The 15,474-nt window shown below is 27.1% G+C and carries 9 protein-coding genes; 7 read left to right on the forward strand and 2 right to left on the reverse strand.

What is annotated here, in order from left to right:
• The 7 genes from ACTG47_RS09800 to ACTG47_RS09830 all read left to right on the forward strand — a co-directional run bounded on the left by ACTG47_RS09800 (position 1) and on the right by ACTG47_RS09830 (position 13,105).
• A complete protein-coding gene (locus tag ACTG47_RS09800) occupies positions 1–534 on the forward strand; it encodes a shikimate kinase (RefSeq protein ID WP_479927021.1) in 534 nt (177 codons plus the stop codon).
• A gap of 20 nt (positions 535–554) precedes the next feature.
• Positions 555–1,394 (forward strand): prephenate dehydrogenase, encoded by an 840-nt coding sequence (locus ACTG47_RS09805; RefSeq protein WP_479927022.1) that lies wholly within the window; start codon positions 555–557, stop codon positions 1,392–1,394.
• A gap of 262 nt (positions 1,395–1,656) precedes the next feature.
• Positions 1,657–3,834 (forward strand): bifunctional diguanylate cyclase/phosphodiesterase, encoded by a 2,178-nt coding sequence (locus ACTG47_RS09810; protein ID WP_479927023.1) that lies wholly within the window; start codon positions 1,657–1,659, stop codon positions 3,832–3,834.
• Between the two features lie 32 nt (positions 3,835–3,866).
• Positions 3,867–7,313: a sensor domain-containing diguanylate cyclase gene (locus ACTG47_RS09815; protein WP_479927024.1), complete on the forward strand. Its 3,447-nt coding sequence runs from the start codon at positions 3,867–3,869 to the stop codon at positions 7,311–7,313.
• A gap of 16 nt (positions 7,314–7,329) precedes the next feature.
• Complete coding sequence (locus tag ACTG47_RS09820) at positions 7,330–8,076, forward strand: YdcF family protein (RefSeq protein ID WP_479927025.1); 747 nt, start codon at positions 7,330–7,332, stop codon at positions 8,074–8,076.
• A 738-nt stretch (positions 8,077–8,814) separates the two neighbouring features.
• On the forward strand, positions 8,815–12,396 hold the full coding sequence (locus ACTG47_RS09825) for a hypothetical protein (RefSeq protein WP_479927075.1): 3,582 nt from the start codon (positions 8,815–8,817) through the stop codon (positions 12,394–12,396).
• 361 nt (positions 12,397–12,757) lie between these two features.
• Positions 12,758–13,105 (forward strand): cupin domain-containing protein, encoded by a 348-nt coding sequence (locus ACTG47_RS09830; protein WP_479927026.1) that lies wholly within the window; start codon positions 12,758–12,760, stop codon positions 13,103–13,105.
• A gap of 124 nt (positions 13,106–13,229) precedes the next feature.
• Here the strand turns inward: ACTG47_RS09830 and ACTG47_RS09835 are convergent, their stop codons facing one another.
• Together ACTG47_RS09835 and ACTG47_RS09840 are read right to left on the reverse strand one after the other, a co-directional pair.
• Entirely contained in the window at positions 13,230–13,709 is a 480-nt protein-coding gene (locus tag ACTG47_RS09835) for an ABC transporter substrate-binding protein (RefSeq protein WP_479927027.1), read from the reverse strand.
• A 57-nt stretch (positions 13,710–13,766) separates the two neighbouring features.
• Positions 13,767–15,272 carry a recombinase family protein gene (locus ACTG47_RS09840; protein WP_479927028.1) on the reverse strand — a complete coding sequence of 502 codons (1,506 nt, stop codon included), beginning with the start codon at positions 15,270–15,272 and terminating at the stop codon, positions 13,767–13,769.
• Positions 15,273–15,474 lie beyond the last annotated feature (202 nt).

Here is a 15,474-nt window from a genome sequence, read left to right on the forward strand (position 1 = left end):
ATGACAAATAGACTAAAAGAAAAATTAATATTAATAGGCATGCCAGGAAGTGGAAAAACTACAATTGGTAAACTTCTAGCTCAAGAGTATAATTGTAGTTTCTGTGATATGGATGATTATATAAGTGAAATTTCTAAAAGAAGTATAGCAGAATTATTTTCAGAAGGAGAAGATGTTTTTAGAGACTATGAAACTCAAGCATGTAAAGAACTTTCTATGAGTGATAAAACAGTAGTATCTACTGGTGGTGGTGTAATAAAAAAAGATGTCAATATGGAGATACTAAAAGAGACAGGTATAATTATTTTTATTGATAGACCTGTGCAAAGAATTTTGGAAGATATAAATATTAATTCAAGACCTTTATTAAAGAGTGGCAAAGATAGATTATACAATCTTTATGATGAGAGAATAAACCTTTATAAAAAGTTTTCTGATATTGAGATTTTAAACGATAAATCATTAAATAATGCTATATATAATATTACAAATGCAATAAGTGATAATTTTAAATTTGAATTTAAAGAAAAATAATTTAGGGGGAAATAGAGATAATGAATATTGTTATTGTAGGACTAGGAGTTATAGGAGGTTCTTTTGCTAAATCACTAAAAAAAGCTGGATATGAAAATGTATTTGGAATAGATGTAGACCTAGAAACTTTAAAAAAAGCAGAAGAATCAAAAATCATAAAAAAAGGAAGTACTACAGGTAAAGAGTTGTTTAAGGAAGCTGATTTAATTATATTGTCTATATATCCTAGATTAATTGTAGACTTTTTAAATAATAATAAAAGATTCTTTAAAAAAGGAGCTATAATTACTGATACTACAGGAATAAAAGAAACACTAATTAATGATGTATTAAAAATAATTCCAGATGATGTAGATTTTATATTTGGGCATCCTATGGCAGGTAGAGAAAAAAAGGGAATTGATTTCGCAAGTGAAAAAGTCTTTAAAGGAGCAAATTATATAATTACTCCAACGGGTAGAAATAATATAAAAAATTTAGAATTGGTTGAAAACTTAATTCTAGATATAGGATTTAAAAGAGTAAAAAAATTAACTTCACAGAAACATGATGAGATTATAGCTTTTACATCTCAACTTCCTCATGTCATGGCAGTTGCTCTTATAAATAGTGATGAAGAAGACAGAGACACAGGTAAATTTATTGGAGACAGTTATAGAGACTTAACTAGAATTGCAAATATGAATGAGGATTTATGGAGTGAACTTTTTTTAGGAAATAGAGATAATTTACTAAAATCTATAGAAAATTTTGAGTCAGAAGTAAATTTGATAAAAGATGCTATTTTTAATAATGATAAAAGCAAATTGATAGAATATTTCAAAAAATCATCAATAAGAAGAGAAAGTCTAGAAAAATAAAGATTGCTATTTAAGCTATATGTCGATGGGTATAAATATAAGCGGTAGCATATTTAATTGTATTAGTATCTATAGTGTTAATACAATTAAATATGTTATTGATGTATTTATACCCTTAAATATTGTCACTTTATAAATACTATTTTTAAAAATTGCCCTTTATTAACAATTTATGAAACTTAATTGTAAAAAGGAGTTATTAATAGTAAAATAAAGTGAATCAATTAAATTATGGTTGTTAAAGAGGGTGAGGTGTAGCTACTTGAAAAACAGTAGGCCAATAGTAAAAAATATGTTAATAGCAGTTATAGTGCTATCCTTTTTTAGTATATTTGCTTTTTTTTATGTGAGCAATATGGATAGTGTGTTAGAATCTGAAACAAAAAATTACCTATCTGAAATTAGTGCAGAAGGTAAAATTGCTATCAATAGTAAATTGACAAGTAATTTGGATAAATTAGAGAATATTTCTAAACTTTTAGAGACAGATGAGAGCTTTAATTTAGAAAAAACTTTAAAAATGCTAAAATCATATAACAAAAACAGTAATTATAATAATCTTGGTATGATTTTAGCAAATGGGAAAGGTTATGCTGAAGCAATTTTTGGAACAGATTTTTCAGATAGAGATTATTTTAAACTTGCCATTAAAGGTAAATCTAATATATCAAAACCATTAATAGATAAAGCTACTGGAAAACTTACTGAGACATACGCTGTACCCTTATATAATAAAGGTAAAATTGTTGCTGTGATTGCTGCTGATTATAATGTTGAGTTTATATCTGAATTCCTATCCATTTCCACATTTAATGGTGAGGGTTTTTCACTTATATGTGATAGTAATGGTAATATAATTATTCCATCTTATCATAAAAATTTAAACTCATATATTACAAATCTATCCCAAATTAATTTTGAAAAGAGATTTACTTTTAAAAATATGAAAAAGTCAGACCAAGGTGTAGTACAAGTTAAAGAATCTGGTGGAAAATTTTATATGGCATATACATCTCTAGGAATTAATGATTGGTTTATAGCATCTTTTGTTCCAAAGATAGTTGTATCCAAAAAACTGAATGATTTAATGATAGTTACAATTATTGGGTGGATTATACTTTCATTTTTATTTTTAGGTATTATAATGTACATATTATATTCAAAGACAAAGAGTCAAAAAACTATAGAAAAGATAGCATATACAGATTTTGTAACTGGTTATTCAAATTGGAGAAAGTTTGAATTAGATGTTAGAGATTTATTGAAAAAGGATTTACAAAATAATAAATATGCAATGGTTATATTTGATATCGATAAATTTAAAGCGATTAATGATATTTATGGTCATAAAAAAGGGAACTTAATTTTAAAAAATATAGCTAATACTTTAGATGAACTAACTAATAATAATGAAACCTTTGCTCGTGTGAGTGCGGATAATTTTAATATCTTATTAACATATAATACAAAAGAAGATATAATAAATACAATCAAAAAGATTATGGAGAATATTGAACTTGTAAACTTATCTTTTGGAATTTATGAAATTAAAGATAAAACTTTACCTGTAAGTGTGTATAGTGATAGAGCTTCACTTGCAAAATCTTCAGTAAAAAATAATAGTGATGTAAATTTTGCTTTTTTTAACGATAAACTAAGAGATAAGCTACTACTTGAAGATAAGATAGAAAAAGAAATGGAATATGCACTTGAAAATGGTCAATTCGTAATGTATTTACAACCAAAATATAATATTAAATTAGATAAATTTTGTGGAAGTGAAGCTCTAGTAAGATGGCAATATACAGAAAATGAAGTCATCTATCCAGGAGATTTTATTCCTATATTTGAAAAAAATGGATTTATTAGAAAGATTGATATGTATATATTAGAACAAGCTTGTAAGGAAATTAGATTTTTATTTGATAAGGGTATTTCACCATTACCTATATCTGTCAACTTCTCAAGGGTTGATTTTTTTAAAAAGGATTTTACTTCAAAGATAGTAGATGTATGCAATAAATATAAAGTACCATATAATTTAATAGAAATTGAAATTACTGAATCTAGTATGTTTGGAGATACTGATACTTTATTTGATGTAAGTAGAAATCTACAAGATATTGGTTTTATAATTTCAATGGATGACTTTGGGTCAGGATACTCTTCTGTAAATATGCTAAAAAATATTCCATTAAATGTAATAAAATTAGATAGAGGATTTTTTATAGATGAAAAAGATGTTGATAAAAGCCAAATTATTATAAAAAGTATAGTTTCTCTTATTAAGCAATTAGGAATAAGTGTCGTTGCAGAAGGAATAGAAACTAAAAAACAAATAAAAATGTTAAAAGAAGCAAATTGTGATATTGTTCAAGGATATTATTTTTCAAAACCATTGCCAGTTAAAGAATTTGAAAAATTAGTCTATAAAATATAGTCAATAAATCTTAAATGGGAGGTGGCAATTAAATGATAAGAGCAAAATCTTTAAAGGGCATACTGAGTATTATTTTAATATTTTTATTTACAATAATTTCTTTTTCTGACTTTGCATTTAAAACCAATGTTCAAGAAGAAAAAAATAATGAAGTTAATTTAAAGGAGATATCTCTTCAAAGCTCTAATGCTATAAAAATAAAATTGGATAGTTCATTATCATTCATTAAAAGTGTATCAAATATGGTTTCATATTTTGATACTATAGATAATCAAGAAATAATTCCATTATTGTCTAGAATATCAAAGGAATCTGACTTTCAAAGAATATCTATTGTATCTCCTAATGGGACAAGTCATACTAGTGATGGAAAAACTATCGATGTATCAAATTACGAATATTTCAAGAAAGCAATTAGAGGAGAGAGCAATATATCTGAGGTTGTAAAATCTCCAATTGATGGAAAAGATACTTTTGTTATAGCTACACCTGTATTAAAAAATAATAAGGTGATTGGAATTTTGTATGGTTCTTACTACAATGATAAACTAGCTGAATTTATAGATATAACAAGTTTTAATAGTGAGGGATATATAGATATATTTGAATCTAGTGGACAATTTGTTCTAAAATCTTCACATACAAATAATCTTATTAAATCTAGCAGTAATATATATGATATATTTAAAAAAGCTTCTTTTGGTGAAAAATATAGCTACAAAAAAATATATGAGGATATAAAGAATAACAAAAGTGGTTTTACATCATATGAATATAAAGGAGAAAAGCGATATGCAACTTATACACCAATTGGTGTAAATGATTGGTATGTGCTTTCTGTAATACCACAATATACTGTAAGAAAAAATATTGATAAAATAAATCAATTAGCATTTTCTCTGATTTTTAAAGTATTCTTGTTATTTATTATACTTATAATATATATTTTTTATAAAAATAATAAATCTCGAAGACACATATTAAAAACAAACAAGGAAATATCTTCTATTACAAATAGCATACCTGGAGGAGTGCAAAAATGTATGATTGGCGAAAGGTATGAATTTAATTTTTTAAGTGATGGATTTATAGATTTATTTGGCTATACAAGAGAAGAAATAAAAACACTATTTAATAACGATTTTTACAATCTAATACATAAAGATGATGTAAAAAGGATAAAAGAGGAGATTTCTGAGCAACTTCATAAAAATAAAACTATTGAATTAGAATACAGAGTTATAACAAAAAATTGTAATATAGTATGGGTTTTAAATAAAGGAGAAGTTATAACAGAACCTGATGGAAAAGAGTACCTTTGTTGTGTAACAGTAGACATCACAAAAACAAAACAATTAGAAAAAGAAATGGAACAAAAGAATTTAGAATTTGAGATGATATCAGAAAATGTTTTAGGTGGTATACTTATAACAGACTTTAATGAAGATTTCGCTATACAATACACTAATGCTGGTTATCTTTCTATGATTGGATATACCCGCAAACAACTAGAAAAAGAACTTAAATACAAAGCATGTAATCTTATTTTTCATGACGATAGAAAAAAGACTCTCGAAAATATAAAGTATCAATTGGACAAAAAAGGTATAGCTATATATGAACATAGAATAAGAAAACGAGATGACAATCTTATTTGGGTTTCTGTAAAAGGAAGGCTCATCATTGATAGTGATGGAAGTAAAAAATGTATTTGGATTTTGACTGATATAACTGATTTGAAAAATATAGAGCAAAAACTTAAAATAAATGAAGAAAGAGTTCAAATTGCATTAAAGCAAACATCAAACACTATATTTGAATATGATATAGAAACCAAATCACTTTTAAATACTAGTAAAGAGCTTGACAAGTACAATATTCCTAATATTACTAAAAATGTTCCATATTCTTTAGTGGAATCAGGAATAATTCATAAAGATTTTAGTGATGATTTTGTAAATATGTACGAAAAAATAATAAATGGATCAAAAATAGCAAGTTGCATAATTAAGATAAAACTTCCAGATGAAAGTTATATATGGAATAAACTTACTTTGACTACTGTTTTTGATGAAGATGGGAAACCTGTAAGAGCAATCGGTATACAGGAAGATATAAGTGAGCAAAAAGAAGCAGAAATAAGATATAATCAAGAAGGTAAATATCATTCAGCTATATTGTCAGAAGCAATGATAACTTATGAGATAAATGTATCAAAGGATACTTTTATAAGAGGAAATGAAAATTGGTATAAAGAATTTGGGATTAAGCCTGACAATAACTACTCTGAAATGGTTAGAAATATAGCAAAGAATATTATTCATAAAGATTATAAAGATTTATTTTTAAATACATTTTTGTGTAAGGCTTTATTAGCTGCATATAAGAATAATATAAGCGAAATAAAATTAGAATATCGAAGAATGAATCAGGAAAATAAAATGATTTGGGTTATTTGCACAATGCATTTGATAAAAGATTCTATCACAAATGATATAAAAGCTCTTGCCTATGTTAAAGATATTGACAAACAGAAAAATGAAGAAATTAGATTAAAAATAAAAGCAGAAAGAGATACCCTTACAGGATTATATAACAAAGGGACTACAGAAAAGCTAATCAATGATTTCTTAGATTCTGAAGAGGCAAGTTTAGGGATTCATGCATTTTTAATTGTTGATATAGATAATTTCAAATCTGTAAATGATAACTTAGGGCATGTATTTGGAGATAAAGTATTGTTTGAAGTTTCTAAACATCTAAAGCCTATATTTAGAAAAAATGATATAGTAGGTCGTATTGGTGGAGATGAATTTATAGTATTCTTAAAAAATATTCAATCTTTTGATAATGCTAAAAAGAAAGCAGAAAAAATATGTGATATATTTAGAAATTCTTATACTGAAAACAAAAAGACATATAAAATATCAGGTACAGTTGGAATTTCATTTGTTCCAGAACATGGAACTATATTTGAAGACCTTTATCAAAAAGCAGATATAGCACTTTATTCTGCAAAGAGTAAAGGTAAAGATAAATATGCACTTTATAATGATTGCGTCTATCAAGATGAAGTTAATAATAATGATGTTAATAATATAAATTATGATAATATAGAAAAAGTAAATAAATATGAAAAATCTAAACCTATACTCAAAGAAGTCCTTGATTCCATTGATAATTATATATATATAGTAAATCCAAATACTTATGAACTTATTTTTATCAATAATAAGGTATCAAGTCTAGATTTAGAAATAAAATTAGGAGAGACTTGTTATAAATCATTATTAAAATCTAATAAACCTTGTGATAATTGTCCTCTTAATGGATTGGAAGAAAATAAACATTCGAAATTCAAAATGGAGACAAATACAATTGGTACAAATATAAGTATAGCAAGTTGGATTAATTGGATAGATGGAGAATATAACTGTCTTATAGAATGTATAGATATTTCTTTGTACAAAAATAAATAAAGAGGATTATGAGAATATGTTAAATAGTGTGAGTTTAATATTAGGCATAATATTTGCAATTTACTATTTTTATCTTAAAATAGTTTTTGGAGGTATTTCATTTAGTGAAATTTTCTTGGTTGTAGGAATACTATTAATTGCTTATCAAATATTTAAGAAGAAAATTAGAGAAAAGAAGGTTTTCTATAAAGTGTTAAAGATAATAATTAGTGTCTTTCTAATAGTGTTCATAGTCACTGAAAGTTTAATTATTTTTTATCCAAAAAATAGCTTTGAATCAAAGAGTGATTATTTATTGATTTTAGGAGCATCTGTAAAGAAGAATACACCAAGCACAACCTTAAAAGGAAGATTAAATACAGCCTTAAAATATTTAAAAGTTAATGATGAATGTTATGTGGTTGTATCAGGTGGTAAAGGAAATGGAGAAAATATAACTGAGGCAAAAGCTATGAAAGATTATCTTATAAAAAATGGTATAAATAAGGATAGAATAATAGAGGAAGATAAGTCTACTAATACTTGCGAAAACTTTAAATATTCAAAATTAAAGATAGAAGAACATAGCAAAAGAAAACTAAAAGACTTAAATATAAAAATAGTAACAACGGATTTTCATGTTCTTAGGAGTAAAATATTGGCATATAGAAATGAATATAAAAATACTTCTTTTTATGCTAGTAAATCAAAACTTTCATTTGTACCTACTTATTATACAAGAGAATTTTTTGCACTATGGAAAACAATTGTTTTTGATAGATAATAAATTAAGAAGACTGGATATAAATTATAAACTTATACCCAGTCTTTTTCTATGTAAGAAATCAAACATTATAAAATTATCTTTTCAAAACTTCCTGTCATTAAATCAGAATAATTTCAATATTATATTAATTATCAAAAATATATGTATAGTTTACATAATAAAAATAAAGTTAACTAAAATTTTCGTTTTTTAGTTTGATTGCTCGATTAGGTATTTAAACGGATTTTGAGACTTATTTGCCTTTAAAGGTATAAAACATCAGATAAAAATATAAAAGCTATTTAAAAACCGAAATAAAAAGCCATTATTTTGAGGTAAAATTAAAATTATAGAATCAATCAGAAAAAAATAGCAAAATAATCAAAGTGAATAAGTGGTATAAAATTTAGCTGAGTTTTAATGTGTATTTTCGAAATTACTTTTAATTTAAAATTGTTATGAAGAAAAAAGATATCAATGATTTTATGATATTTTGTTTGATACTTTAGAATATAAAACCATACTTTTGATATATTTAAATCTAAAAAAATAATAAAAATAATAAAAAAATTACTGACATTTCACTGACAAAACTTAATTTTATACTTGTGTATATATTGAAAATACTCAATTCTTTAAAAATGGCATAAAATAGTATATTTTATGCCATTTACTATTTATGTGATAGTTTTTAAAAATTATTACATAAATAGTTTATCTCCTATAAAAAATAAACTATAAAATAAATTTAAGGTTATAATTGCCGAAACACCACCTATTACTTTTGTAACAAATCCCCCTACAGGTTCAACAAACCTAGATTGTACAACACCTAACACACTATTAATAACAGTAACAGGTTCTGATATAACAAATCAAAATATATTAAATGGAGCTGTAATTTATACACCTATACAAAATATATTGGACCCTTGTGTATCTGTATCTGATATAAATCTTATTACAGATGCGGATAATGGAACATTTGGTTTTTTCCAACCAGGTACACCAAGTAATACAGGTCCTGCAATAGAACCTTACCCAGATGTAACGCCAGATTTTACGTATGTGGTGCCAGACCCGACTAAGTTTACACCTATAGATGGAGAATACACAGTACAAAACATTATGACAAATACGATGAGTAACGTTATAGGAGCTTGGTGGCGTATTGCTGACCATACTACAGGAAATGAAACAGGTAGAATGATGATAGTAAATGGTTTTAATCCAGGTGCTGTCTTTTTTAGATCAACAGTATCCGTTATACCTAATACTAATTTCCTATTTAGTACATGGATTTTAAATCTTTTTAAGGTAACAGGATATCCACCACCACAATTAGGCGTAAGAATACTTGACCAAAATAATAATATATTGTATCAGGCAACATTAGGAACTCAAATTCCAGTTAATACAAACGCACCAGAATGGAAAGAAGTAGGTACTATCATTAATTCTCAAAATAATAATCAACTTACAGTAGAATTTTTTAGCGAAGGAGAAGGTGCTGTCGGAAATGATTATGCTATAGATGATGTTTCTTTAAGAGAAATTGAAATACCAACATTTACTCCGATAAAAACAAGCAATACAACGTCTGCAAATGTAGGAGATGTAGTCACATACACAGTTAGACTAGATAATACTTGTAGTAGTCCTTTAACTAATGTATTTTTTAGAGATATTGTTCCAAATGGTTTGTTATTTATACCTGGAAGTGTAACAGTTAATGGTGCATCTATATCAGGAGTAGACCCTAATATAGGTTTTACATTGCCAAATGTTGGAGGAGGAACAAGTGTTGAAGTAACCATTGATGTAAGAGTAGAAGGTATTCCTAATCCAAATCCAATTAATAATATAGCAACTATAGATTACTCTTATACACCTGTAGAAGGAGGAATACCAAATGATTTTTCAGTAGATTCTAATCCAGTTCCACTTTTGGTAATAACAGCAGATATTGAAGTTACAAAGATGTCTGAGCCTGATGTTGTGAATCCAGGGGAAGAACTGATGTATACTATAAAAGTTATAAATAATGGACCATATCCATCTGAAAATGTAATCTTAACAGATAATATACCTGCTTCCATCTTGAATCCAGAGTATTCATCAAATGGAGGAATAACTTTCCAACCATGGACTGGAAGTCTTAATATAGGAACTTTAGGAGTAGGAGAAGTAAGAGTTATTATAATTAGAGGTCTTGTAAATCCATCAGCAATGGGTACTATAAGAAATACAGCTACAGTATCTTCAACTACATCAGACCCAAACCCTAGAAATAATACGTCTACAATAGATACAGAAGTAAGTTTGTTGGCAGACCTTTTGATAGTTAAAACGTCAGAACCTAACTCAGCTATACCAGGAACTTTATTAAAATATACTATTGAAGTAGTAAATTTAGGACCATCAAATGCTGAAAATGTAATATTAAACGATGATATACCAGATTCTATTTTAAATCCAGAGTACTCAACAAATGGAGGAGTAACTTTTCAACCATGGACTGGAAGTTTTGGTATAGGAACTTTGGGTTCTGGAGCTTCAGCAACAATTTTAATACAGGGAATAGTCAGTTTAAATGCTACAGGAGAAATAGTAAACACAGCAACAGTCGTTTCATCTACACCTGACCCAGATTTAAGTAATAATATATCAACTACTATTACACCTGTTAATCCACAAGCAGGTATTTCTATTATAAAAGTGGCTGATGAAGATGTAGCTGTACCAGGAGAAGAATTTGTATATACAATTGGTATTTTTAATGAAGGGCCATCTAATGCTACAAGTGTGGTTTTGACAGATAATATACCTGCTCCTATTTTGAATCCAGAATACTCAATAGATAATGGAGTAACTTTCCAGCCATGGACTGGAAGTCTTAATATAGGTACAGTGCCACCAGGACAATTAATAAGAATTATTATAAAGGGATTAGTAAGTTCAACAGCCACAGGATATATTACAAATACAGCAGAAGTAAGTGCAAATGTACCAGAACCAGTTGTAGATTCATCAACAGTAACAACTCCTATTATTGCATCAGCAGATATAGGCGTAACAAAAACTACTAATATGGATACGCCAGTTCCAGGAGAAACTTTTAGTTATACTATAGTAATTACAAATGCAGGACCTTCTGCTGCACAGAATGTTATTTTAACAGATAATGTACCAAATTCTATTCTAAACCCAGAGTACTCAGTAAACGGAGGCGTAACTTTCCAACCATGGACTGGAAGCCTTAATATAGGTACTTTGAATTCTGGAGAGATAAGAAGTATTATAATAGAAGGTCTAGTAAGTCAAACAGCATCAGGTATGATTGTAAATACTGCAACTGTAAGCTCACCTACACCTGATCCAAATTTAGATAATAATACTTCAACAGCAGAAATAGAAGTAAGTTCATCAGCAGATATATCTGTAATAAAAGAAAATGAACAAATTGCTATACCAGGAGAAACATTTATTTATGTTATTGAGGTTTCAAATACAGGACCATCTGCTGCCCAAAATGTTATATTAACAGACAATATACCAACTCCTATTTTAAATCCAGAATACTCAATAGATAATGGAGCAACTTTTCATCCATGGACTGGAAGACTTAATATAGGTACTCTAAATGCTAGAGAAGTAAGAAATATTATAATAATGGGAACAGTAAGCCAAACAGCAGTAGGCATTATTGTAAATACTGCAACTGTAAGTTCAACTACGTATGACCCAAATCTAAATAACAATACTTCAACATCAGAAGCAGAAGTAAGCTCATCAGCAGATATTTCTGTAATAAAATTAGTAAATAAAAAAGAAGTGTGTGTAGGAGAACAAATAGACTTTTTAATAAAAGTATCAAATGAAGGACCAGAAGATGCTCAAAATGTTATTTTAATAGACAATGTCTCAAATAAGCTTAGTAAAGCAGAGTTTTCATTGGATAGAGGTATAAGTTTTAAACCATGGACTGAAAGTCTTGACATAGGTACATTACCAGCAGGAGCTTTAAGAGTTATTCTATTAAGAGGATTTGTAAAACCAACATGTAATGATAAACTAATAAATACTGCAAAAGTGACTTCAACAACACCAGATTCAAACCCTAACAATAATATATCAAGAGTAAAAGTGAAAATTGAGCAGTGTTGTTGTGATAAACCTTGTTGTAACTGTTGTAAAGATTGTTGTTGTGATGACCCTTGCTGTAATTGTTACAAAGACAGTTGTTGTGATAAATATAGTTGCAATTGCTGTAATGATTGTTATTGCAATGACCATAGTTGCAATTGTCATGATGATTGTTTTAAAAGGAAGTTTTAATATAAAAAAAATATTTTATATTAATTAAAAGAATACTAACACTTTTTCTCATATTTTATAAGGGCCAACTTCGCAGTACTATTCCTTAAAGCAAGTTGGTCCTTATATAGTTTTAATTTTTTTTATAAAAATATTCATATCTTTTACTTATCTCAAAATTATATATCTCAAAAGAATCTAAAACTTATCACTTCATGCTATTTTTATATCCATAAAGGTACGTTTTCTAAGTATATGAGTAAATTTTACTATATTTTAAGAAAAGAAGAATTTTATTCCTATTATTGAGTATGAGAATACTATTTTTTTATATTGGAATAATAAGAGTAAATCTATAATATAGAAAAGAGGTATTTCTAGTATGCATGAAAATAAAAAGAATCTATTAGATGGAAGCTTAGCTAAATATAATGATGCAGCAGTTCCAAAAATACCAGTGTTCGCTGGGAGTGATATAACTTCAGAAGTTTATTATTTTAAACCTAATCAAGTTCTTAATGCTCATAGACATCCTAATGGTGAACAAATATTTGTTTTCCTAAAAGGAGAAGGTAAAATGAAGCTTGGTGAACATGAATGTGATGTAAAAGATGGTGATACTATCTTTGTACCAACAGGAGAATGGCATGAGATTACGAATGGAAGCAAAGAAGAAATGGTAGCTGTTCAAATAACAAAAATCAATGCTGGAGCAGAATACAGAGGATAGATATATAAGTACACTTAGTACTTTGATTTCTATTTTTTTATATAAACTTTAATCTCAAAAAATAAAAAGAGGCTATCTCAAAATAGAGATAAGCCTCTTTTTCATTAATGATGAAAATATATTTTTATTTTATATTTTTTATAGCATTCTCAGCAAATTCAGTATTTACAATATCTTTATAAGGAGCTTCTTTGTCTAATTCTTTAGCTTCTTTCATAACAGTCATTAATTTATTCAATCCTTCTTCTTTTAATATAGGATTTTGAGACCATGCATCTATTGATTTGTATCTATCTACAACTGTTGTTAAATCTTCTAAAGATATATCTTCAAAGAAAGGTTGCATAGCTTTAGCTATATCTTTACTAGGTGCTTGTTGAACCCATAGTTGACCTTTATAAACAGCATTTGTAAATCTTTGAATTAAATCTTTATTATTTTTCATATATGATCTAGTAGTAGAGTAAGCTGTAAATGGTATTTCACCAGAATCTTTTCCTATAGATGTAACTATATACCCACTACCTTCTTTTTCCATAGCTGTTGCTGTAGGTTCAAAAGCTGTTGTGAAGTCTCCTTCTCCGCCTGCAAAAGCTCCTGCCATTACACCAAATTGGTAATCAGTCTAATTATAACATTAAAATATGTATTTAATTTTTAATTAATTTCTTGGGATATTAGGGTAGAGCGTTAAAGAAAAATCATCAGATTTTTGACTAGGTTCTTTTTTATATACAGCATAATTAATTATAGTTTTAAGTAGTATGTTTTTTAAATGTGGTTCTTTATCTTCTGTATATTCACTTAAGATTCTTTCAAGTTGAGGAACAATCTGTGTTTCAACTGCTTTTCTTTCTTTTTCAATTTTTATATCTATGTTTGTTTTATTTATAGATTTTCTTATATCTTCTATACGTGATGTAAGTATCTTTGAACGTTCCAAAAATGTATTATTGTCATAAATACCTTGTTCTAAAAAATCATGTAATCGCTCTTTTTGTTTTTCTAGATTATTAAATTCTTTATTTAAACTTACTAAAGTATTCTCTAAGTTATCTTTAATTTTAAAATTATCTTTTTCTTCTTTTAAAGATAGTTTGTAATCTATTAACCACTTATTTAAAACTGATAAAATTTTATTTTCTAATATGTATAATTTTGTAGCTTTATTTTTACAATTAGTACAGACCATATATTTCTCATATCCACTTGATGTAGTATTGGATTTAGCTACTAAAGTATGATTGCAGTATCCACATTTTACAATCCCAGCTAATGGATTAGTTATTTTATTGTTTGGTGTCGGAGAATTACTACGCTTTTTTCTTATATTCTGTGCTTTACTCCATACATCTTCACTTATTATTGGTTCATGTTTTCCTTTTACTTCAATCTGTTCTTCAATACCTCTAGTTCTGCTAGAATTTCTTTTTCTCTCAACTTTATTCCATACTATATATCCACAATACACTTTATTTTTTATAATATCTCTAACACCTTTTTCATACCAAGTCCTACCTGTTGTTGTTTTATAACCAAGTTCGTTTAAATAACTAGATATTTTACATGCACCATCTCCCTTTAAATACATATCAAAGATTATTTTAACAACAGTTGCTTTATCTTCATTGATTATAAGTATTCTTTCTTTATTGTTTAAATATTTAATGTCATACCCATAAGGAGGTGCTTGAGCTATAAATTTACCTTCTTCAATACTTTTAATTTTTCCTCTTTGCATACGCCTAGATATTAATTTTAATTCTTTACGAGCCATAAAAGCTTCAAACTCTGAATATTCTTCATCAAACTCATCATTTAAATCATAAATTTTTCTAGGAGTAATAATTTTTGTCTTAGATTTTTTAAATGTATCTAATATCAATCCCTGGTCTTGCATATTTCCACGTCCTAAACGGTCGATATCCATTACTAAAACTGCATCGTAGTTACTATTTTTAACTTCATCTAGTAGTTCTACCATTTTAGGTCTGTATTCTATACTTTCACCAGAAATAAGCTCTTCTTTAATATCAATGACATTCAAATCCTGCTCTTTTGCTAACTTTAAAAGAGTTGTCTTATGCCTACTTAGTGTTTCAAATTCGCCTCTATGTTCTGCTTCTTCATCAGCTCTGCTTTTACGTAAGTAAATTGCGACATTCATTAAATCACACTCCTTGAATATATTATATTCAACAACAAATTGATTATATTTAAAATACAAAAAATAAATCCTCAAAATATAAGATATATTTTTAAGGATTTATTTTTTATATGGTAATTTCTATAGTCTATTTAAAATATTATAATTTGAATAAATGTTTATATTTATAGTTTTAAACATTAATTATATTTTAAATTTCAAA

It is taken from the genome of Clostridioides sp. LIBA-6622 (genome assembly GCF_056716095.1).